The sequence below is a fragment of the Nocardia sp. NPDC005746 genome (genome assembly GCF_040630785.1).
In the GTDB taxonomy this organism is placed as follows: domain Bacteria; phylum Actinomycetota; class Actinomycetes; order Mycobacteriales; family Mycobacteriaceae; genus Nocardia.
Genome location: NZ_JBEXYE010000024.1, coordinates 65,299 through 85,673 on the forward strand (window position 1 = coordinate 65,299; position 20,375 = coordinate 85,673).

Below are 20,375 nucleotides of genomic sequence, written 5' to 3' on the forward strand. Positions count from 1 at the left end.
TATAACCAGCTTTGTCTACTCGACACGCACGGAGGAAATATGTCGAAAGTGGATCAAATCGTCGCGGGCCTGGGTGGCGCCGACAATATCGTCGAGGTGGAGGGCTGTATCACCCGCTTGCGCGTGGAGGTCAAGGACGCGGGCAAGGTCGACGACAAGGCGCTCAAGGCCGCCGGCGCGCACGGCGTGGTGAAGATGGGCGACGCGGTGCAGGTCGTCGTCGGACCCACCGCCGACGCGCTCGCCGAAGACATCAACGACATGATCTGACGGCCATGAGCACCGAGATTCTCGCGCCGCTCGACGGCCGCTCCATGCCCCTGTCCGAGGTTCCCGATCCGGTCTTCTCCGCGGAGATGGTGGGCGCGGGCGCGGCCATCGAACCCCCCGACACCGATACCGCGACCACCGTCGTCGCCCCGGTCGCCGGATCGATCGTGAAGCTGCATCCGCACGCGGCGGTCATCGTGACCGCCGACGGCACCGGCGTGCTGCTGCACGTCGGCATCGATACCGTCGGCAAGCCGGATCTGTTCGAGGTCAAGGCCGCCGAGGGCGATCGGGTCGAAGTCGGCGATCCACTGATCACCTTCTCCCCCAACGCGGTTCGCCGCCTGGGTCTGAGCGCCGCGGTGCCGGTGGTGGTCATGGACAGCACACCCGGTTCGGCCCGCGGGGTCGTCGCCGGTGAGATCGCCACGGGCGCGGTCCTTTTCACCATCTGATCCCGCGACGCCAAGAGCCGCTGTCCCCGATGGGACAGCGGCTCAGTCGTTTCCAGGCGTCGGGTCGCTAGGCGTCCTCGGCCGAGACGGTCATGTACACCTGGTAGCGGTCGGCCCGGTACCAGGACTGCGCGTGCTCGACGGCCCGATCACGCGAGTACGAGATGCGGTCGAAAGCCAGGAGCGGGGAACCGGTTTCGGTGCCCAGCCAGCCCGCGTGCCGTTCGTCGGCGGCCACCGCGCGCACGCTCTGCTCGGCCCGGTCGATCGGGCAGTCGTACTCCCGCGACAGCAGCGCGTACAGCGACTGCGTCAGTTCGTGGTCCAGCAGATCCGGCAGCAGATCGACGCGGTACCAGCCGTCGTCGATCGACATGGGCAGGCCGTCGGCCAGCCGCAGCCGGACCAGGTGATACGCCTTGGTGTTCGCCGCCAGCCCCAGCGCGCTCGCCGAGGCGGCGGGCGGCACCGCGTAATCGGTGTGCAGCACCACGGTGCCGGGGGTGCGGCCCAGGCGGCGCATGTCGTCGGTGAACGACGCCATGTGCAGCCGTGAGCGGGCTACCCGTTCGGCCACGAAGGTGCCCTTGCCGGGGACGCGGGTGATGACGCCCTCGGATTCGAGCTGGCCCAGCACCTCGCGCACGGTCATGCGGCTGACGCGGTAGTCGTCGCAGAGCTGGCGTTCGCTGGGCAGCATCTCACCGGGACGCAGGGTGGCGCACAGGGTGGTGAGGGCCGACCGCAACTGCGCCTGTTTGGTCACCCGACCCGGCACCTCGTTCCGGTCCTTTCCGCCCCCGCCGGCTGCGGGCGCGGTCATTTCTCGTTGCGCGCCTTGGGGAATCGCTTCTGACGCGCGACCCAGCCCGCCATCCTGGCCCAGTGCCCCTTCGCGGGGGTCACCTTGGAGATCAGCTCGCGGTCCCATTCGTCGGCCTCGGTCAGGCCGTCGATGGTCTCGACGAGGGACTTGGCGGACTCCAGCGAGCCGACGACCCGGTCGCCCAGCACGCCGTCGGCGCCGACGAGGGTGACACGGACGCCGATGCGGCCGATGGGCTGCAGCACCGCGGTCGCCGAACCGCCGTGCTCGGCGACGAATCCCTTGACGGAATCCACGACGGACGGCGACAGCTTCTCGGGTGCCGGGGCGGCGGTAGCGCTCATGTGTCGCAGTTTACCCACCGGTAAATCAGCGTCCATGGACCGCCGTGCATCTCACACTCGGCGTGCCGCCGCACACGCCGATTCCGCGCCGGTGTCAGACTGGTCGGCATGCGCGCCATCCAGGTTTCCGAGCACGGCGGTCCCGAGGTCCTGCGGCTGGTGGAGGTGCCCGACCCGCAGGCGGGTCCGGGGCAGCTGCTGGTGCGGACGCAGGCCATCGGAATCAACTTCATCGACACCTACATTCGGACCGGCCGCTACCCGCAGCCGGTGCCCTACATCCCGGGTGCCGAGGGCAGCGGCGTGGTGGAGGCGATCGGGGACGGCGTCACCGACTTCCGCGTCGGGGACCGGGTGGCGTGGGCGGCCGCGCCGGGCAGTTACGCCGAACGGGTGGTCGTGCCTGCGGCCGTGGCGATTCCGGTGCCCGACGGGGTGGACGCGCCGGTGGCGGCGTCGGCGCTGTTGCAGGGCATGACCGCGCACTACCTGATCGAGTCGATCTACCGGCCCGAGCCGGGCGAGACGGTGCTCGTGCACGCGGGCGCGGGCGGGGTCGGATTGATCCTGACCCAGCTGCTGAGCGCGCGCGGGGTGCGGGTGATCACCACGGTGTCGACCGACGACAAGGAGAAGCTGTCGCGCGAGGCCGGGGCCGCCGAAGTGTTGCGCTACGACGGCGACGTCGCCGCGCGCGCCCGCGAACTCACCGGCGGGGAGGGCGTGGCCGCGGCCTACGACGGGGTCGGCGCGTCCACCTTCGAATCCAGCCTGGCCGCGACGCGGATCCGGGGCATGGTGGCGCTGTTCGGCGGGGCGAGCGGGCCGGTGCCGCCGTTCGATCTGCAGCGGCTCAACCCGCTGGGCTCACTGTTCGTGACCCGGCCGACACTGGTGCACTACACCCGTGATCGGGCCGAATTGCTGTGGCGGGCAGGCGACATCATGAACGCCATCGCCGAGGGGACGCTGCGGGTGCGGGTGGGCGGCAGCTATCCGCTCGCCGACGCCGAGCAGGCGCACCGGGACCTGGAGGGTCGCCGGACCACGGGCTCGATCGTGCTGGTGCCCTGAGGTTTTCGTCAGTCCAGATCGCGGCCGGTGAGGCCGCGGTAGACGAATCGGGTGAGGGCGTCCACGGCCTGCTCGTCGGTGAGCGCCAGGCCGCCCTCCTCGACCGCCTGCAGCAGGCCCGTCGCCGAGGCGAACATCATGGACAGGCTCGCGTCGTCGGAGCCGGGTAGGCGCGGGCCCGACGGGCCGAAGCCGTCGAGATGGTCGGCCACCTCGTCGCGCTGTTCGGTCGCGAAACGTGTTGCGATGCGGGCGAAGTCGTCGTTGACCAGGGCGGCCTGCTGGACGGCGCGCAGCACCGGCCAGTTCTTGCGGGCGAAGGCCCAGTAGCTCGCGATGTGGTAGCGCACCGAGGCCGGATCGGTGAAGTCGGGGATGTGCGCGGGATCGGCGGCGGAGATGTCGCTCTCGTCGGCCAGGTCCTTCAACAGCGCCTGGAGCAGTTCTTCCTTGCTCGCGAAGTGGTTGTAGAACGAGCCCGCGGCGCGATCGGCCGCGGCGGTGATGTCGGTGATCTTCGTGTTCAGATAGCCGCGCTCGGCGAACAGCCGCCGGGCGGCGGCTTTGAGCGCCTGCTCGGTCTCGGCCGACCTCTCACTGCGGCGTGCTGCCACGATCCACCTCCTTGACAGCGGAAGTTACCACCCAGAATACTGAATTCACGTTCAGTGAATTTGTATTCAGTATTGGAGTTGCCATGAATCCGCAGGTCATCATTGCGGGAGCCGGGCCGACCGGACTCACCCTCGCCATCGATCTGGCGCGTCGCGGAGTCGCGGTGCGCATCGTGGACCGCGCCGCGGAGTTCTTCGCCGGATCGCGCGGGGACGGACTGCAGCCGCGCACCCTCGAGGTCTTCGACGATCTCGGCGTACTCGACGCGGTGCTCGCCCAGGGCGCGCCGCAGGCCCCGCTGCTGGTTCACCTGGACGGGGAGTTCGTGATGGAGCGGCGGATGAGCGCCTGGCGCGAGCCCAGCGCCGATGTGCCACACCCGAATCCGTGGGTGCTCGCCCAGGCCGACACCGAGCGGGTGCTGCGCGAGCGGCTGGCGGAGTTCGGGGTGCGAGTCGAATCCGGCACGGCGCTGGCCGATTTCAGTGCCGACGCGGACGGGGTGACGGTGACGCTGGAGCACGACGGCGTGACCGAGCAGGTGCGGGCCGGGTACCTGGTGGGCGCGGACGGCGGGCGCAGCACCGTGCGCAAGGCGCTCGGGATCGCGTTCGAGGGCGTCACCGACGAGTCGATTCGCCTGCTGCTCGGGGATGTGTGCGCGGACACGCTCGATCATTCGGTGGGCTACTGGTTCGCCGATTCCGACTCCCCGATGGACGGAATCGCGTTGATGCCCTTGCCCGGCGGGCGGAAATTCCAGTTCGCGACCGGACTCGACGCCGACTCCGGAACCGGCCTGGAGGTGTTGCAGGAGCATGTGACGCGCCGGTCGCGCCGCGACGACATCGTGCTCAGCGACCTGAGCTGGTCGACGGTGTGGCGGCCGAATGTCCGTCTGGCGCAGCGCTATCGGTCCGGGCGGGTGTTCCTGGCCGGGGACGCGGCGCACGTGCATCCGCCGACCGGCGGGCAGGGGCTCAATACCGGCGTTCAGGACGCCTACAACCTGGGCTGGAAACTCGCCGCCGCGCTGCGTGATCCGGGGGCCGCGACCGACGCCCTGCTCGACAGCTACGAGACCGAGCGGCGGGCGGTGGCCGTACGGGTGCTGGGCCTGAGTTCCGAGCTGCTCGACAAGACCGTGAAGGGCGATCCGGACGCCATGGATCGCGAGGGCACCCATCAGCTCGACATCAGTTATCGGGACGCTCAGGACAATTCGCCCGCAGCGCGTCCAGGGGACCGCGCACCGGACGCGCCGCTGATCGACGCGAACGGCAAGACCGTCCGATTGTTCGACTTGTTCCGCGGTCCGCACGCCACCCTGCTGGTGTTCGGGCGGGACACGACCGGCGATCCGGCCCGCTCCCCGGTGACCGATCTGCGGACCGTACGCCTGGTCGGAACCGAAACCGCGCTGGTCGAGGGCGAATTCAGCGATGCCGAGGGGCACGCGCGCCGCGCCTACGGCGCCGCCGACGGCACCTGGATGATCGTCCGCCCCGACGGCTATCTCGGCGCCGTCGCCACCGTTACCGCGCGGTAGCTCACGCGTCCCGGGTTCCCGGCCCCGAGCTGTGCAACCCCTGGGAACCCGGGAGCCGCGTGAACCGTGCAGAATGATCATGCTGCCGCGCAAGACGATTCGCCCGGACCGAACATTTTCGGCCACGCGAGGGAGTCGCGACCCCGTAAGGTGGTCGCGGCGAGGGTTCGGGCGGCCGGCAGGTAGAGGCGCATCGGTCAGAGGTGGTCTGGATGTTGGTGAAGGTCCGTAACGACGACCCGTCGCGGCTGTCGAGCACCGAGCGCACCGTGGTGAACTGGCTCAAATCCTGGAGCGGGCCACACGCCGTGCCCGGTATCGCCGTGGTGCAGTGCCAGGACGCCGACGTGGTGGTGTGGACGCCGCAGACCTGTGTGGTGGTCGGTGTGCACGGATTCACCGAGCGGGTCACCGGGACGCTGTCGTGCGCGCAGGACGAGCCGTGGACCGTGGACGGGGAGCCCGCGCCGATCGACGGCGACGGCGATCCGCTCGACGGGGTGCACCGCCAGACCATGGACCTGGCCGAGCAATTGCGTTCGGCCCCCGGCCGGGAGGCGGTGCCGGTCAGCGGGCTGGTGCTGCTGGTTCCGCAGCTGGGCAGCCGGGTCAAGCTGGAAAAAGGCGATCTGCCAACGGGTATAGACGTACTCATCGGTGATGGGCCGTCTTCCCTGCGCGCCTATTTCACCTCCCTCGCCGAGGGCGCGCCCGCGTCGTGGGACGCCGCGCAGGTCGGGCAGGCGCTGGGCGCGCTCGGGTTCGCCGCCGCCGCAACGTATTCGGACCTGGTGTCGGAGGGCTTCCCCGTGCCGGACTCCGCGCGCGACGCACCGCTGCCGTTCGCGAACCGGCCCACCGAGGTGATGGTTCCCTCGGTGCCGCCGGCCGCTTCGACCCCCGAGGAGAGCAGACCCCCGCTGTCCAGGCGAGAGCCGGGCGCGACCGGGCACGGCAGCGCCGAATCGCGTAGCGGCGCCTCGGGCACGCCCCGGCCGGGCGATCGCCCTGTGGCGCAGCAGGAATCGGCCGCCGGGCGCGGTCCCGGTGTCGGCGCCGCCATCGCGGGCGCGACCTCCGCCACCGCCGCCGAGCGGGCCTACCGCGCACTGGCGGGCACCTCCGAACCCCCGCAGGGACCCGGCCGCACCCCGCCGCCCCCGACGCCCGTTCCGGGCGCGGCCCAGGCCGGACCGCCGCCGGGACCGCCACCGGCCGGGCAGCCGCCGGCGCCGCCGCAGCCCCGGCCGGGCATCGGCGCGGGCCCCCGAACCCGGCCCGAGCCCGCCCAGTCCGGTCCCCCGCAGTGGTCGGTGCCGACCGCTCAGCAGGAGCGCGACCGGTTCCCCCTCTGGAACGAGCCGCAGCCGAGCGGGGACGGCCGCAAGCGCCGTCGCGACCTGCCGATCCTCGGCGGGCTGCTGCTGGCGTTGATCATCCTGCTGATCGCCGTCGCCTGCGTGGGCCGGGACACTCCGACGAAATCGCCGAACAAGCAACCGCAGCCGTCACATTCGACGGTGGTCGATGCGCCCACCTCGGGACACTCGACCGATCCGACATTGCCGCACACGACCATCCCCGCGGCCTGCTTCCCGCTGCGTCCCTGCCCCTGAGCCCGGCCGGTGCCAGATCAGGGCGCCGGACGAATTTCAGGCCGGACGCGGCGCCGATGACCAGCGCCCAGGTGGCACCGCATCGGATCACTCGGTGGATATTCCCGCGGCGGCACGCCATTGGGTCGGGGTGCGGCCGTGGCGGTTGCGGAACCAGCGGGTGAAGTTGCCGGGGGTGGAGAAGGCGAGCAGTTCGGCGATCTCGGTGAGCGTGTGGCGGCGGTTGGCGACCAGGTGCCGGGCGAGTTCGGCGCGGATGTCGTCGAGCAGGGTGGTGAAGGTGTGTCCTTCTGCGGCGAGATGGCGATGGATCGTGCGGCGGTCGACGCCGAGGCTGCGCGCGATCTGATCGACAGAGCAGCGGCCGGTGGGCAGCAGCAGTTCGATGAGTTCCCTGACGCGGTCGAGGGTGGTCGTGGTGTGGGTGTCCGGGGTCGAGTCGAGCAGCTGCTGAGCGTACGTCCGTAGCTGCGGATCGGACATGGCGTTCGGCGAGTCGAGATCGGTCGCGTAGGTGAGGATCCCGTTGAAATCGGCATCGAACACGATGTTCGAGCCGAGCACTCGGTAGTGCGTGCGGCGATCGCGGGGCGCGGGGTGGCTGAAACGGACTTCCAGTGGCTGCCAATCGGTTCCGAGGAAACCGCGCAACAGTCCGTGTAGGACGCCCACGGCCAGTTCGATGGCCTGCCGGGTGCCGCCGGGCCCGCCCAGATCGAGGGCGAGGCGGATCGTGGCGATGGCGTTGTGCTCGGTCAGCCGGGTGTGCAGGGCCTCGTTGTACATGTTCTCGTGGCGCGAAAGGACCCGCAGCGCGCCGCGGACATCGGGTTCGTCGCGGATCACCAGGCTCAGTGGACCGAGATTGGCGAAACGACGGCGCTCGGCCAGGCGCAGACCGAAATCCTCGTGCCCGCTGGCGAACGCGGAGCGTTCGAGCAGATCGGCGATGGCGGCGGCGGGCACCCAGCGGTCCTGCAGGCTCAAGCTCGCCGGATCCAGGCCGGCCGCGCGCATCGACGCGATCGAGTCCAGGCCCAGCGACCGACCCAGTTCGACGTAACTGTGCAGCGCTGCGTAGCGGGCCAGCGGCCTCAACGCACCTCCCGATGATGTCCCGAGGTGATCAGAATTCTGTCCCGACAGGATAAGCATCATGCCTTCGTCCGCCCTACTGTGGGTTCCATCACAGCGACCGTGAAGAGGAGATTTGTTGTGGCACAAGCTGTTCGCTTCTACGAGACCGGCGGCCCGGAGGTGTTGCGCTGGGAAGAGGTCGAGGTGGGAACGCCCGGGCCCGGCGAGGTGCGCATCCGCCACGAGGCGGTGGGACTGAACTTCGCGGACACCTACTTTCGCAGCGGTTTGTACCCGGCGGCCCTGCCGGCGGGCATGGGTGTCGAGGGCGCCGGTGTGATCGAGGCCGTCGGCCCCGGCGTCGACGGATTCGTGCCCGGCGATCGGGTCACCTACACCGGCAGCCCCCTGGGCGCCTACAGCACCGAGCGAGTGATGCCCGCCGAGCACCTGATCGCGCTGCCGGACGAGATCGGCTTCGATGTGGCCGCATCGATGACCATGCGCGGACTGACCACGGCCTACCTGCTGCGCCGCATCCATCCCCTGCGCGCCGGGGACACGGTGCTGTTGCACGCGGCCGCGGGCGGAGTCGGATCGATCTTCACGCAGTGGGCGAAGTTGCTGGGGCTCACGGTGATCGGAACGGTGTCGAGCGAGGAGAAGGCCGAGGTCGCCCGCGCGAACGGCTGCGATCACGTGCTGCTGCACACCCACGAGGACATCGCCGCCCGGGTCCGGGAGCTCACCGGTGGCGCGGGCGTGCCGGTGGTGTACGACAGCATCGGCAAGGCCACCTTCGACGCGTCACTGGATTCCCTGGCACGGCGCGGGCTGCTGGTGTGCTTCGGCACCGCCTCCGGCCCGGTGCCGCCGATCGACCCCATGCGTCTGGCGGTCAAGGGCTCGCTGTTCGTCACCCGTCCCGCACTAGCCGATTACATCGCCGATCCCATCGAGCGGGCCGAACTGGCCGGTGAGCTCTTCGCCCATGTCGCGGCCGGACGCATCCGCATCGAGATCAATCAGCGCTACGAGCTGTCCGACGCGGCGCGCGCGCACCGCGACCTGGAAGCCGGACGCAGCGTCGGCTCCTCGGTCCTCACTGTCTGATCACCCGGCCTCAGGGCCCACCGTTGGGAGGAACCCATGACAACCCTCGCCCCACTATCGGATTCGTCGACGCGCGGTTCGATCGGCGTCCAGCCGCTGACCTGCTCGATCGGCGCCGAACTCTTCGATGTCGACCTCGCGCGGGCGGCGCACGACGATGCGCTGTTCGCCCAGCTGCGCGCCCTGCTGCTGGAATACAAGGTGCTGTTCGTGCGCGATCAGGACATCAGCCGAGCCGATCATGTCGCTCTCGCACAGCGTTTCGGCGCGCTCGAGGATCACCCCGTGGCGGGCAGCGATCCCGACCATCCGGGACTGGTGCGCATCTACAAGGACCTCGACAGCCCACCCGAGCACTACGAGAACGCCTACCACTGCGACGCCACCTGGCGGGTGAACCCGCCGATGGGTGCCGTTCTGCGCTGTGTGGAGACGCCGCCGGTGGGCGGGGACACCATCTGGGTGAACATGGTCGAGGCCTATCGCCGGCTGCCTGTGGAGGTGCGCGACCGCATTCAGGGCCTGCGAGCGCGCCACAGCATCGAGGCCAGCTTCGGCGCACGCATGCCGATGGACCGGCGTCACGAACTCGCGCGGCGGTTCCCCGATGCCGAGCACCCGGTGGTGCGCACCCATCCGGAGACCGGTGAGCAGATCCTGTTCGTCAACTCCTTCACCACCCACCTGGTGAACTACCACACCGCCGAGCATGTGCGCTTCGGCGCCGACTACGCGCCCGGCGCGGCGGAGCTGCTGCACTATCTGATGCGGCAGGCCACCATTCCCGAATACCAGGTGCGCTGGCGGTGGACGAAGAACAGCTTCGCCATCTGGGACAACCGCTCCACCCAGCATTACGCGGTCCAGGACTACTGGCCGGCGGTCCGGAAGATGGAACGCGCCGGGATCATCGGCGACGCTCCCTTCTGAATTCTTCTCTCTCCCAACCTTGTTCGATTTCCGATCGGAGTTTTTCCATGCATTTCCACGATGATTCGCTGTTCCCGGAGAACCAGGAGAAACTGGTCATCACCGTTGCGCCCTACGGCCCGGAATGGGAACTCGACGACTTCCGCGAAGATCTGCCGCTGACCATGGACGAGCACGTGCAGGCCGCGGTGGACTGCTACGAGGCCGGGGCCACCGTGCTCCACATCCACGTCCGCGAACTTGACGGCAAGGGCTCCAAGCGGCTGTCGAAATTCAACGAACTGCTCGGCCGGCTGCGCGAGGCGGTCCCGGAGATGATCCTGCAGGTCGGCGGCTCCATCTCCTTCGCGCCGGAAGGCGAAGGCGCGGACGCGAAGTGGCTGTCCGACGATGCCCGCCATCTGCTCGCCGAACTGGATCCGGCACCCGATCAGGTCACCATCGCCATCAACACCAGCCAGATGAACATCGTCGAACTGATGACCGACGACGACATCGCCGGTACCTCCTTCACGCGCCCCGAGGTATACGACGCCTATCGGGAGATGGTGGTCCCGGCCGGTCCGGCCTGGGTGGAGGAGCACCTGAAGCGGTTGCAGGCCAAGGGTATTCAGCCGCACTTCCAGCTCTCCAGCATCCCGCAGCTGGAGACGGTGGAGCGATTGATCCGCCGCGGCGTCTACACCGGCCCGCTGATGCTGACCTGGGTCGCGATCGGCGGCGGCTTCGACGGACCCAACCCCTACAACATGACGGAGTTCATCCGCCGCGTGCCCGACGGCGCCGTGCTGACCCTCGAGACGCTCATGCGCAGCTGCCTGCCGGTCAACACCATGGCCATCGCGATGGGCCTGCACGCCCGCTGCGGCAACGAGGACACGCTCTGGGGCCGCAGAGGCCAGAAGATGACCTCGGTGCAGCAGGTCGAGCAGCTGGTCCGCATCGCCGGCGAACTCGGCCGCGAGGTCGCCACCGGCAAGGAAGCCCGTCAGATCTACAAGCTCGATGAGCGCTACAGCGACGCCGACGAGACCCTGGCGAAGATCGGATTCGCCCCCAATCGCAGGCCCGGCCAGGTCGGATTCACTCACCACGCCTGACCGATTCGGGCTCGGGCGGACGATCGCGCCGCCGCCCGAGCCGGGGCGCACTCCGCAGTGCGCGAAGCCCCTGTTCTTCTCTCAGCTCCGGTGCGCCGCACCACCGTCTCGGTGCACCGGATTCGTAGGAGCACCAATGGAGTTGCACACCACCGCCGCCGGGACGTACCGCCACGCCGTCGTCCCGGTTCCGGCGGACACCCCCGCGTCCCCGGCCCGTCGCCGCTATCCCTGGCTGGTGTTCGCGCTGGCCTTCGGGCTGCTACTGGCCGACTACATGTCCCGGCAGGTCCTCAGCGCGGTCTTCCCCTTCCTCAAAACCGCATGGGCACTGTCGGATTCCCAGCTGGTGTCGCTCACCAGCATCGTCGCGCTCATGGTCGGCATCCTCACCCTGCCGCTGTCGATCCTGGCCGATCGCTGGGGACGCGTGCGCAGCCTGGTGCTCATGGCCGTGCTGTGGAGCGCGGCGACCCTGCTGTGCGCGCTCGCCACCGGTTACGGACAGATGCTGGGCGCGCGTTTCCTGGTCGGGGTCGGCGAGGCCGCGTACGGCAGCGTCGGTATCGCCGTGGTGCTCAGCGTATTCGCGCCCCGGGTGCATGCCGCGCTCAGCGGCGCGTTCATGGCCGGCGGTTCATTCGGATCGGTGCTCGGCGTCGGGCTGGGCGGCGTTATCGCCGTGCATCTGGGCTGGCGGTGGTCGTTCGCGGCCATGGCGATCGCCGGCCTGATCCTGGCCGCGCTGTTCCGCGCCGTGGTCTCGGAGGCGAAGCTGGCCCTGCACGCCGCCGAACAGGGACCGAGCCCGGTGCGGCCCGGCATCGGCTACCGGGCCCCGGTGTCGACGCTGTTCACCAATCCGGCGGTGCTGTGCGCTTATGTGGGCAGCGCCCTGCAGATCTTCACCGCCGCGGTCCTGCTGGCCTGGATGCCGAGCTTCATCAACCGCTCCTACGGTTTGGCCCCGGACCGGGCGGGTGCGGTCGCCGCGGTGTTCTCCCTGCTCATCGGGACCGGCATGATCATCTGCGGCATGATCACCGACCGCGTCGGCCGCCGCGACTTGGCACGCAAGTGGAGCGCCGCCATGGTGTTCTGCGCCATTTCGCTGCTGTGCCTGGGCATCGGATTCGGGATCGGCACCGGCCCACTGCAATTGGTGCTGATCGGCATCGGCGCATTCTTCTCCGGCGGCTCCTCGGGCCCCACCGCGGCCATGGTCGCCAACCTCACCCATCCCTCGGTCCGGGCCTCGGCCCTGGGAACCCTCACGCTTGCCAACAGCCTGCTGGGACTGGCGCTGGGACCGTTCGTCGTCGGTGTCCTGGCCGATCACCTCGGACTGACGGCCGCGCTGCGCATCGCACCGCTCGCCTATCTGGCCGCCCTCGCCGCCCTGATGCTGGGCAAGCGCGTCTATCCGGCGGGGCTGGCCCGGCTGGCCGCCCTCGAACCAGCGTCCACCACCCTCTGACCTCGAAAGGAACTGTCGCACCCCATGACTGAATCCGCCGAACACACCGTGGTGATCGTGCCCGGTCTGCGCGATCATGTGCCCGACCACTGGCAGACCCACCTCGCCGAACGTCTGGACAAGGTTCGCACGGTCCCGCCGCTCGAACACGACAGCCTGTCGTGTGCCGGCAGAGTCGCCGCACTCGACACCGTGCTCGCCGATATCGACGGCCCCGTGGTGCTGGTCGCCCACAGCGCGGGGGCGATGATCACGGTGCACTGGGCACAACAGGCCACCCGTCCCGTGCGGGGCGCACTGCTGGCCACGCCACCGGACTTCGAAACACCACTGCCGCAGGGCTATCCGACACCGGACGAGCTGAAGGCCGCCGGCTGGAATCCGATGCCGTGGCGACGGCTGCCGTTCCCCAGTATCGTGGCCGCCTCCACCACCGACCCGCTCGCGTCCTACCGACGGGTGGCCGGCATGGCTGAGGCGTGGGGAAGCCGACTGGTCGACCTCGGCGACGTGGGTCACCTCAATCCCGCCTCCGGGTACGGCTATTGGCCACGCGCGGAGGAACTTCTGCGGGACCTCATCGACACCACCGCGGTCGTGAAGCCGGGTGCGGGGGCCGCGCGGTGAGCAAGATCGTCGACTCCGCCCGGGCAGCGGTCTCCGACATCACGTCCGGCTCACGCCTGGCGGTCGGTGGGTTCGGGCTGTGCGGGATCCCCGACGCACTCATCGAGGCACTGGCCGCGACCGAGGTCACCGACCTCGAGATCATTTCCAACAACTGCGGCACGGACCGATTCGGGCTGGGGATCCTGCTGGCCGACAAACGGATCCGCCGGATCATCGCCTCCTATGTGGGTGAGAACAGCGAATTCGCTCGCCAATATCTGTCCGGCGAACTCGAGGTCGAGCTGACGCCGCAGGGGTCGTTGGCCGAGAAACTGCGCGCCGGCGGGGCCGGAATCCCCGCGTTCTTCACCCCGGCCGGAGTGGGCACCCCGGTCTCCGACGGCGGCCTGCCGTGGCGGTACGCCGCGGACGGATCGGTCGCCGTGGCGTCGCCCGCCAAGGAAGTCAGGGCCTTCGGCGGTCCGCGGGACCATCGGCGATACGTGCTCGAGGAAGCCCTCACCGCCGATTACGCCCTGGTCCACGCGCTCGTTGGCGACACCGACGGCAACCTCGTGTTCGACAAGGCCGCCCGCAACTTCAACCCGCTCGCGGCCACGGCCGGTCGCGTCTGCATCGCCCAGGTCGAAAACCTGGTACCCGCAGGCGAACTCGACCCGGACCGGATACACCTGCCCGGCATATTCGTCGACCGCATCGTGCACACCGGACCGCAAACCAAGCACATCGAGAAGCGCACCGTCGCCCAGGAGCCCTGACATGACCACTGCCACCACGGTTCTCGGCTGGTCCCGTACCGCCATGGCCGCCCGCGCGGCCCGCGACCTGCAACCCGGCGGATACGTCAACCTGGGTATCGGGCTGCCGACTCTGATCCCCGGTCACCTGCCCGATGGCGTGCGCGTCACCCTGCACTCGGAGAACGGCATCCTCGGCACCGGGCCCTACCCGCACGAAACCGCGGTCGACGCCGACCTGATCAATGCCGGGAAGGAAACCGTGACAGTCGTCGCGGGGGCGTCCTTCTTCGACTCCGCGACCAGCTTCGGCATGATCCGCGGCGGCCACATCGACACCGCCGTCCTGGGCGGCATGCAGGTCTCGGCCACCGGTGATCTGGCGAACTGGATGGTGCCGGGTCACCTGGTGAAAGGCATGGGCGGCGCGATGGACCTGGTACACGGCGCCCGCCGGGTCATCGTGCTCATGGAGCACACCGACAAGACCGGAGCGTCGAAGATCGTGCCGCGCTGCACGCTTCCGCTCACCGGCGAAGCGGTGGTGCACCGGATCATTACCGATCTCGCCGTCATCGATGTCACCGCCACCGGGCTGGTGCTGCGCGAATGCGCCCCCGGCGTCACCGAATCCGATGTCCGCGTGGCCACCGCCGCCCCGCTCACCACCCTGGCCTGACCGTCCCCGAGAGGTCTCTGTGCTCAATCTCGCTCTACTGCTCGAGGATTCCGCACGCCGCTACCCGGGCACCGACGCCGTCGTGCTCGACGGCGAGCGGCTGACCTATTCCGAACTCGACGCACGCGCCAACCAGGTCGCCCGCTTGCTCACCGACCGCGGTGTCCGGCCCGGCGACACCGTCGCCCTCTCGTGCCCGAATCTGCCGGAATTCGTGATCTGCTACTTCGGGATCGTCAAAGCGGGCGCCGTGGTCGTCCCGCTCAACATCCTCCTACGCCCCCGCGAAATCGCTTACCACCTCGATGATTCCGAAGCGGTTCTGTATCTCTGCCACGAAGGCACGCCCGGACTGCCCATGGGCGAGCACGGCCGGGAGGGATTCCAGCAGGCGCCGGGCTGCCGGGACATGGTCCTGATCACCGCCGATCCGCACGCCCCGGCACCGTATCCGGGCATCGACACCCTCGCCCGGGCCGTCGCGGCCCAGCCTCGCACGTTCGACACCGTCGCCCGCCGTCCCGAGGACACCGCGGTCATCCTCTATACGAGTGGAACCACCGGCCGCCCCAAGGGCGCCGAGCTCACCCACGCCAATATGGTGATGAACGCGCTGACCGCCAACCGGCTCTTCGACAACGTCCCCGATCGCCATGACACGCACCTGGTCACGCTGCCGCTCTTCCATTCCTTCGGCCAGACGATCAACATGAACGCCGGACTGTCGGTCGGCGCGACCCTGGTGCTCATGCCCCGGTTCGACGCGGCCGCCGCGCTGCGGGAGCTCGCCGCGGAACAGGTCACCTTCTTCGCCGGCGTGCCGACCATGTACTGGGCGCTGCTCCGGGCGCTGGACGACACCGTCGACATCGACCGCATCGCGGCGACATTGCGCAAGGCCGTATCCGGCGGCGCCGCACTTCCGGTCGAGATTCTGACACGGTTCGCACAGCGATTCGGGGTGCCTGTGCTCGAGGGGTATGGGCTGTCCGAGACCTCCCCACTGGCGTTGTTCGCGGACCCGGACCGAGATCCTCGCCCGGGATCGATCGGAATTCCCGTGTGGGGCATCGAGGTCCGGCTCATCGACCCGCAGTGGAACACCGTCGCGGGGGCCGGGGAGATCGGTGAGATCGCGCTGCGCGGCCACAATGTCATGAAGGGCTACCACCGCCGACCCGATGCCACCGCGGAGGTCATGCGCGACGGCTGGCTCCGCACCGGCGATCTCGCCCGCCGCGACGCCGACGGCTGCTACTACATCGTCGACCGGGCCAAGGACATGATCGTGCGCGGCGGATTCAACGTCTATCCCCGTGAGATCGAAGAAGTCCTGCACACCCATCCCGGGGTCTCGCTCGCCGCCGTCATCGGCATCCCCGACGAGCACTACGGCGAGGAGATCAAAGCCTGCGTCGTACCGGAACCCGGGGCCACCGTCACCGAGGTCGAGCTCATCGACTGGTGTCGTGCGGAGTTGGCCGCCTACAAGTATCCGCGCGTCATCGAATTCACCGCCACGCTCCCGATGACCGCCAGCGGCAAGATCCTCAAACGCGAACTCGCCCAAGCACACAACCGGCTCACCACCTCTCGGTGAGACCCGACATTCATCACTGAGGATGAGGACAACAGTCATGAACATCAAGAACACGGCCGTCACCGCGGCGCTCGCCGCCTCGGCCCTGGTCGGCACCGCCGTGACCGCCCACGCGGCGCCGGTGGGAGAGAAGCCCTCCGCGGCAGTGAAGTACGAGGTGAGCAGGGCAGGTGACGCCGCCGTGCTGACCGTCACTGGCGGCACCCTGCGTCAGCTCGACCAGCAGCTCGCCCTGCTCGACGGCGACAATCAGCTCGTCGCCGCCATCCCGCTCACCTACCGGATCGACGACACCGCCTACCCGATCACCGCCAGGATCGACGGCGGCACCGCGACGCTGACCCCGTCGAAGGACAATCCCCAGCGCGTCGCACCGGTGACCGCCGCCGACGTGGTGGCCGTCGACCGGGCGGCCGCGCAGATCGCCGAATCCTTCACTCCCCGTGACGCTCAAGCGCTCGGCGCGTTCGCCCAGCGCGCCGCCATCGGCGCGGCGGTCAGCGCCGTGCTCGGCGCGGTCGTCGGCGCGGGCGTGGGCTGTCTGGTCGGCGCGGCCGCCGGAGCCGTCCTGTCCAGCCCGGTCATCGCACTGCTGGTGCCGTTCGTCGGCGCGACCGTCGCCGGGTGCGTGCTCGGCATGGCCACGCTCGGCGCGGTCGGATCGATGGGCGGGATCGTGGTGGCGGGCGGCCCCATCACCCTGTTCTCCGCCATCCAGTACTTCTCCACCATCCTCGCGCCCTGCCCGCCCGATCTCCCCTACTGCAAGGACCCGGCACAGTCCGCCCCGGCGGCCAAATAGTCGATAGGAGATCCTCGATGAGAATCCAGCACGCGACACTCGCCCTCGTCCTGACCTGTTTCGCCACGGCCACGGCCTGCTCGGCCGCCGACACCTCACCGCCGGCCGCATCGCCCGCCGCTCTCCGAGTGAGCTCCTCCGCCGGCCGAGATGTTTTGGCAGACAGCGCGGGAAAGTCTCTGTATGCGTTCGCGAAGGACAGTCCCGGCACCTCGGCATGCGTCGGCGACTGCCTCGCGAAATGGCCGGTGCTGCCCGGACCGGTGATCGCCGGCCCCGGTGTCGCCGCGGACAAGATCACCACCATCACCCGGCCGGACGGGACCGCGCAAGCAGCCTACGCGGGTCGGCCCCTCTACTACTTCGCCGCTGATTCCGCCCCCGGCGACGCCCGCGGCCACGGCCTGATGGGCGCGTGGCACCTGATCGGAGCAGACGGCCAACCCGTACCCTGACCGCCGTTGGTATTCCTTTGGCGGACTGCTGGTCTCGGCCCACGCGGTAGCCGCCCCCGAGCCGGTCGTACCCTTGCGGCCTCCTGCGCCGAAAGGGTACGACCTTCGAAATCGCCAGGCTTGAAGCGCATCTCGGCACATCACCTACCGAGGAGTCCGATCTCGGCGAAACCCGCTGTCCGGGGCCGGCTGCGTCACGCGCTCCTGGCGAGCCACACGTGAGTGACGGCGGCGGTGGAGACCATATCCACGACACGGTAGCCCGGCAGGGTGCCGAGGTTGTCGAACAGGCGCTCACCGGACCCGAGCAGCGTCGGGACGATCGCCAGGTTCATCTCGTCGACCAGGCCCGCGGCGAGGTACTGGCGGATGGCGGAGGCGCCTCCGGCGAGCCGGACGTCCTGGCCCTGGGCCGCCTCGAAGGCTCGGGCGAGGACATCCTCGAGGGTGCCGGAGACGAAGCGGAAGGTAGTGCCGCCCTTCATGGGGAGGTCGGGGCGCGGGTGATGGGTCATGACGAAGGTGTCGTGGTGGTAAGGCGGGGTGTCGCCCCACCAGCCGGTCCAGGAATCGTCAGGCCAGTCGCCGCGGACGGGGCCGAACATGTTGCGGCCCATGATGGTGGCGCCGATGTTGTCGTCACCGGCGGCGAGGATGTCGTTGGCGGGGCCGGGATCGCCGCCCGGATCGCCGATCATGTCGCGGCCGTAGCGGGTGCGGAAGACCCAGTCGTGGAGGCGTTCGCCGCCGCGGCCCAGCGGGGCGTCGGGGCCCTGGTCGGGACCTGCGGCGAAGCCGTCGAGGGAGACGGCGATGTTGTGGACGCGGAGTTTCGGCATGACGCTGGCCTCTCGGGTGAGTGGGCGGCGGTTCCGCCCCTACCCTCTCATCGATCGGCGCTGCGCCGGATCGACACGCGCGTCCGGACCAACCGCACAGGGTGTCGCCGAGACCACAAGTCCATCAACCGAATACCCCCCGGGCACGAGACGCACCCGGGGAACCGTCCGGATGATTACGCCCGGCTCTCGTCGAGCAGTTCGCGCAGGCGGTCGGCAAAGAGCTCGGGCTGACCGGGGTAACCCGAGTCGGGGCCGGTGAAACCACCGTGGTGGCTGGGGAACACCGCCGGGGTGGAGTCGAGCAGGGCCGCGGTGGCCTCGGCGGTCCGCGCGGTGAGAGTGCCCGCGGTTTCCGCGCCGACGGCGATGACGACGCGGGTGGGCGCGGCCTTCAGGGCCGCGGTGTCGGGGACGTAGCCGGTGATCGCCCAGGAGCGATCGGACAGCAGCGGGTCGTCTCGGGTGCCGTCATCCTCGGCGGGCATGCCGAACATGGCCGGGTCGGCCGGAGGCTGGGCGAAGAAGGCGTCGGTGAACTCGCCCTGCCAGGAGGTGTACGCGATGAAAGCGGCCATCCCCGCGAACGAGCCCTTGGCCTGGTAGGCGTCGCGGACCTGGGCCTGGCCCCGCGCCGCGGCGTCGGCGTCGGGCAGGACCGACAGGATGGGGGGTTCGTGGGCCACCAGGGTGGCGATATCGGCGGGGTGGGCGGTGACCAGGGCCAGGGCGGTGACCGCACCGCCGCTGCTGGCGAAAAGGTCCACCGGGCCGACGTCCAGGGCGGCGACGAGGGCGTGGACGTCCTCGGCCTGCACGGTCGGGGAGTTGTCGGTCCGGCCGTCCTTGCGGACGCTGCGGCCGAGCCCGCGCGGGTCGTAGGTGATGACGGTCCGGTCCGGGAAGTACGCCGCCAGCGCGGTGAAACCTTCCGCGGTCATCGGCTGGCCGATCATCAGCAGCGGCCGGTGTGCGCTCTCCGATGGTGCGGGCCCCCGGAGATCGTAGGCGAGGTCGACGTCGGGCAGAGCCAGGATGGGTTCGGTCATCAGGCGGCTGTTCCTCTCGGTGCGAGGGCGGAGGTTCCGCCCTTCACCTTCTCATCGAACAGCGACGAGCCGAATCGACACGCACGCCCGAAACTTCACCGCCGCCCGGCGGCCCCGAAACTTCACCGCCGCCCGGCGGCGGGGATCAGGACCAGCCGAAGAGGGTGTGTCCGATGGTGTTCCAGCCCAGCACCGAGTCCACTGCCAGACCGCAGAACACGACGGCCAGATAGTTGTTGGACTGCAGGAACAGTCGCAGCGGCTTGACCGATTCGCCCTTGCGGACACCGGAGTACAGCTGGTGCGCCATCAGCAGGAACCAGGCGCCCGCGACCAGCGCGGTCGCGGCGTAGATGACGCCCGCCGCGGGGACCAGGGCGAAGGTGGCCAGCACGGTCGCCCAGGTGTAGAGGACGATCTGCCGGGTAACGGTCTGCTCGGTGGCCACGACCGGGAGCATCGGGACGCCCGCGGCCTTGTAGTCCTCCTTGTACCGCATGGCCAGCGCCCAGGTGTGCGGCGGCGTCCAGAAGAAGATGACCAGGAACAGCACAATGGCGGGCCAGCCGATATTGCCGGTGACCGCGGACCAGCCGACCAGGGCGGGCATGCAGCCCGCCGCGCCGCCCCACACCACGTTCTGCGAGGTGCGGCGCTTGAGGCCGAGGGTGTAGACGAAGACGTAGAACAGGATGGTCGCCACGACCAGCGCGCCGGAGAGCAGGTTGGCCTGCCACCACAGCCAGGCGAACGACGCCAAGCCGAGGGTGACGCCGAACACGAAGGCGTTGCGGGTGGGGACGGCCTCGCGGGCCAGCGGACGCTTCGAGGTCCGCTTCATCACCTTGTCGATGTCGGCGTCGGCGACACAGTTGAGGGTGTTGGCGCTGGCCGCGCCCATCCAGCCGCCGAACAGGGTGACCAGGATCAGGCGGATGTCGACATCGCCGCGGTCGGCCAGCAGCATGGTGGGAATCGTTGCGACGAGCAGCAATTCGATGACCCGGGGCTTGGTCAGCGCAATGTAGGCGAGCACCCGCCTGGTCGCCGCCGAGAGGGGACCGCTGCCCGTCACCCGGTCGGCGAGCACCGCCCCGGAGGAGCCGTGAGCGCCACCCGGCTGTTGCCCAATCCCCAC

Annotated in this window: 22 protein-coding genes; 15 read left to right on the forward strand and 7 right to left on the reverse strand. The window is 69.6% G+C overall.

Going from position 1 to position 20,375, the window contains the following annotated elements:
* Positions 1 to 39: 39 nt before the first annotated feature.
* Both ABZ412_RS31745 and ABZ412_RS31750 read left to right on the forward strand, forming a co-directional pair.
* Positions 40 to 270, forward strand: coding sequence for a PTS glucose/sucrose transporter subunit IIB (locus ABZ412_RS31745; RefSeq protein WP_357199242.1), 231 nt, complete (start codon positions 40 to 42; stop codon positions 268 to 270).
* Positions 271 to 275: 5 nt separating this feature from the next.
* Positions 276 to 725, forward strand: coding sequence for a PTS glucose transporter subunit IIA (locus ABZ412_RS31750; RefSeq protein WP_357287635.1), 450 nt, complete (start codon positions 276 to 278; stop codon positions 723 to 725).
* Between the two features lie 67 nt (positions 726 to 792).
* Here ABZ412_RS31750 and ABZ412_RS31755 read toward each other — a convergent pair whose 3' ends face one another.
* Positions 793 to 1,548: a GntR family transcriptional regulator gene (locus ABZ412_RS31755; RefSeq protein WP_357287637.1), complete on the reverse strand. Its 756-nt coding sequence runs from the start codon at positions 1,546 to 1,548 to the stop codon at positions 793 to 795.
* The gene (locus ABZ412_RS31760) at positions 1,545 to 1,895 is read right to left on the reverse strand and encodes a hypothetical protein (protein WP_357287639.1); all 351 of its coding nucleotides are present in this window, start codon (positions 1,893 to 1,895) and stop codon (positions 1,545 to 1,547) included. The genes ABZ412_RS31755 and ABZ412_RS31760 overlap by 4 nt, the downstream gene beginning before the upstream one ends.
* A 108-nt stretch (positions 1,896 to 2,003) precedes the next feature.
* Here ABZ412_RS31760 and ABZ412_RS31765 point away from each other — a divergent pair, with 108 nt between their 5' ends.
* The gene (locus ABZ412_RS31765; protein ID WP_357287642.1) at positions 2,004 to 2,969 is read left to right on the forward strand and encodes a quinone oxidoreductase; all 966 of its coding nucleotides are present in this window, start codon (positions 2,004 to 2,006) and stop codon (positions 2,967 to 2,969) included.
* An 8-nt stretch (positions 2,970 to 2,977) separates the two neighbouring features.
* Here ABZ412_RS31765 and ABZ412_RS31770 read toward each other — a convergent pair whose 3' ends face one another.
* Positions 2,978 to 3,583, reverse strand: coding sequence for a TetR/AcrR family transcriptional regulator (locus ABZ412_RS31770; RefSeq protein WP_357287645.1), 606 nt, complete (start codon positions 3,581 to 3,583; stop codon positions 2,978 to 2,980).
* Between the two features lie 83 nt (positions 3,584 to 3,666).
* On the opposite strand from ABZ412_RS31770, the gene ABZ412_RS31775 reads away from it, so the two are divergent.
* Together ABZ412_RS31775 and ABZ412_RS31780 are read left to right on the forward strand one after the other, a co-directional pair.
* Positions 3,667 to 5,133: an FAD-dependent monooxygenase gene (locus ABZ412_RS31775; protein WP_357287648.1), complete on the forward strand. Its 1,467-nt coding sequence runs from the start codon at positions 3,667 to 3,669 to the stop codon at positions 5,131 to 5,133.
* Positions 5,134 to 5,345: 212 nt separating this feature from the next.
* Positions 5,346 to 6,749 (forward strand): hypothetical protein, encoded by a 1,404-nt coding sequence (locus ABZ412_RS31780; protein ID WP_357287650.1) that lies wholly within the window; start codon positions 5,346 to 5,348, stop codon positions 6,747 to 6,749.
* Between the two features lie 87 nt (positions 6,750 to 6,836).
* On the opposite strand, the gene ABZ412_RS31785 is transcribed toward ABZ412_RS31780, so the two are convergent.
* Complete coding sequence (locus ABZ412_RS31785; RefSeq protein WP_357287653.1) at positions 6,837 to 7,847, reverse strand: AraC family transcriptional regulator; 1,011 nt, start codon at positions 7,845 to 7,847, stop codon at positions 6,837 to 6,839.
* Between the two features lie 117 nt (positions 7,848 to 7,964).
* On the opposite strand from ABZ412_RS31785, the gene ABZ412_RS31790 reads away from it, so the two are divergent.
* The 10 genes from ABZ412_RS31790 (at position 7,965) to ABZ412_RS31835 (ending at position 17,349) form a co-directional block, all read left to right on the forward strand.
* Entirely contained in the window at positions 7,965 to 8,939 is a 975-nt protein-coding gene (locus ABZ412_RS31790; protein ID WP_357287656.1) for a quinone oxidoreductase, read from the forward strand.
* A 36-nt stretch (positions 8,940 to 8,975) separates the two neighbouring features.
* Positions 8,976 to 9,869, forward strand: a complete 894-nt coding sequence (locus ABZ412_RS31795; RefSeq protein WP_357287658.1) for a TauD/TfdA family dioxygenase — start codon at positions 8,976 to 8,978, stop codon at positions 9,867 to 9,869.
* A gap of 47 nt (positions 9,870 to 9,916) precedes the next feature.
* The gene (locus tag ABZ412_RS31800) at positions 9,917 to 10,969 is read left to right on the forward strand and encodes a 3-keto-5-aminohexanoate cleavage protein (RefSeq protein WP_357287660.1); all 1,053 of its coding nucleotides are present in this window, start codon (positions 9,917 to 9,919) and stop codon (positions 10,967 to 10,969) included.
* Between the two features lie 136 nt (positions 10,970 to 11,105).
* Positions 11,106 to 12,446: an MFS transporter gene (locus ABZ412_RS31805; protein WP_357287663.1), complete on the forward strand. Its 1,341-nt coding sequence runs from the start codon at positions 11,106 to 11,108 to the stop codon at positions 12,444 to 12,446.
* Between the two features lie 24 nt (positions 12,447 to 12,470).
* Entirely contained in the window at positions 12,471 to 13,073 is a 603-nt protein-coding gene (locus tag ABZ412_RS31810; protein ID WP_357287666.1) for an alpha/beta fold hydrolase, read from the forward strand.
* A complete protein-coding gene (locus ABZ412_RS31815) occupies positions 13,070 to 13,834 on the forward strand; it encodes a CoA transferase subunit A (protein ID WP_357287668.1) in 765 nt (254 codons plus the stop codon). The genes ABZ412_RS31810 and ABZ412_RS31815 overlap by 4 nt, the downstream gene beginning before the upstream one ends.
* A 1-nt stretch (position 13,835) precedes the next feature.
* Complete coding sequence (locus tag ABZ412_RS31820) at positions 13,836 to 14,492, forward strand: 3-oxoacid CoA-transferase subunit B (protein ID WP_357287671.1); 657 nt, start codon at positions 13,836 to 13,838, stop codon at positions 14,490 to 14,492.
* Between the two features lie 19 nt (positions 14,493 to 14,511).
* Positions 14,512 to 16,092 carry a long-chain fatty acid--CoA ligase gene (locus ABZ412_RS31825; protein ID WP_357287674.1) on the forward strand — a complete coding sequence of 527 codons (1,581 nt, stop codon included), beginning with the start codon at positions 14,512 to 14,514 and terminating at the stop codon, positions 16,090 to 16,092.
* 37 nt (positions 16,093 to 16,129) lie between these two features.
* Positions 16,130 to 16,894, forward strand: coding sequence for a hypothetical protein (locus tag ABZ412_RS31830; protein ID WP_357287677.1), 765 nt, complete (start codon positions 16,130 to 16,132; stop codon positions 16,892 to 16,894).
* 17 nt (positions 16,895 to 16,911) lie between these two features.
* Positions 16,912 to 17,349 (forward strand): hypothetical protein, encoded by a 438-nt coding sequence (locus tag ABZ412_RS31835; RefSeq protein WP_357287679.1) that lies wholly within the window; start codon positions 16,912 to 16,914, stop codon positions 17,347 to 17,349.
* Positions 17,350 to 17,543: 194 nt separating this feature from the next.
* Here ABZ412_RS31835 and ABZ412_RS31840 read toward each other — a convergent pair whose 3' ends face one another.
* The 3 genes from ABZ412_RS31840 to ABZ412_RS31850 form a co-directional block, all read right to left on the reverse strand.
* On the reverse strand, positions 17,544 to 18,188 hold the full coding sequence (locus tag ABZ412_RS31840; RefSeq protein WP_357287682.1) for a dihydrofolate reductase family protein: 645 nt from the start codon (positions 18,186 to 18,188) through the stop codon (positions 17,544 to 17,546).
* Positions 18,189 to 18,364: 176 nt separating this feature from the next.
* Positions 18,365 to 19,237 (reverse strand): alpha/beta hydrolase, encoded by an 873-nt coding sequence (locus ABZ412_RS31845; RefSeq protein ID WP_357287684.1) that lies wholly within the window; start codon positions 19,235 to 19,237, stop codon positions 18,365 to 18,367.
* Positions 19,238 to 19,382: 145 nt separating this feature from the next.
* Positions 19,383 to 20,375, reverse strand: a complete 993-nt coding sequence (locus ABZ412_RS31850; protein ID WP_357287687.1) for a heme o synthase — start codon at positions 20,373 to 20,375, stop codon at positions 19,383 to 19,385.